The organism is Actinosynnema sp. NPDC023658, assembly GCF_040639995.1.
Lineage (GTDB): Bacteria > Actinomycetota > Actinomycetes > Mycobacteriales > Pseudonocardiaceae > Actinosynnema.
Window position 1 is genome coordinate 1 of the sequence record NZ_JBFAAX010001500.1, and the last position, 1,036, is coordinate 1,036.

The following is a 1,036-nucleotide window of genomic DNA, read 5'->3' on the forward strand; positions in this document are numbered from 1 at the left end:
GCCACCCGGTGCTCGCCGTTGTCCGGGGCAGCGCGGTCAACCAGGACGGCGCGTCCAACGGCCTGTCCGCGCCCAACGGCCCGTCCCAGGAACGGGTGATCCGCCGCGCGCTGGCCAACGCCCGGCTGTCCGCGTCGGACGTCGACGTCGTCGAGGCCCACGGCACCGGCACCACCCTGGGCGACCCGATCGAGGCCGAAGCGCTGCTCGCCACCTACGGGCGGGACCGCGAACGGCCGCTGTGGCTGGGCTCGCTGAAGTCCAACATCGGCCACACCCAGGCCGCCGCCGGTGTCGGCGGGATCATCAAGACGGTCATGGCCATGCACAACGACCTGCTGCCGCGCACCCTGCACGTCGACGAGCCGACGCCGCACGTGGACTGGTCGACGGGCGCGGTGGCGCTGCTCACCGAGGCCCGCACCTGGGTGAACGACGGCAGGCCGCGGCGCGCGGGCGTGTCGTCGTTCGGCATCAGTGGCACCAACGCCCACGTGATCATCGAGGAGCCGCCCGCACCGGTCAGCCGGCGGGACGAGCGGACGGGGCCGATCACCACCGACGCGGTGCCGGTCCTGCTGTCCGCCAAGACCCCGGCGGCCCTGCGCGACCAGGCCGCCGCGCTGCTCGGCCACACCGGTGCCGACCTGCGCTCCCTGGCAGCCGTCCTGGCCTCGCGCACGCACTTCGCGCACCGTGCGGTGATCGTCACCGACGACCGGGACGAGCTGGCCGCCGCCCTCACCGCACTGAGCGAGGGCCGACCGCACCCGTCGCTGGTCCAGGGCACCGCGGACGAGACCGGCGGAACGGTGTTCGTCTTCCCCGGTCAGGGTTCGCAGTGGACCGGCATGGCCCGCGACCTGCTGGCCGCCTCACCGACCTTCCGCGAGCACGTCGAGGCGTGCGACGCGGCCCTGGACTGGCCGTTGCTGGACACCCTGGCCGCCGGCGTCGAGCTGAGCGGCGTCGAGCGCGTCCAGCCCGCCCTGTTCGCGGTGATGACCGGTCTGGCCCGGCTCTGGGAGGCCGTGGG

1 protein-coding gene is annotated in these 1,036 nt (G+C 74.4%); it reads left to right on the forward strand.

The features are described from left to right. Nucleotides 1-1,036: acyltransferase domain-containing protein (locus AB0G02_RS42090; RefSeq protein ID WP_360806750.1), on the forward strand; the 1,036-nt coding region annotated here is incomplete at both ends.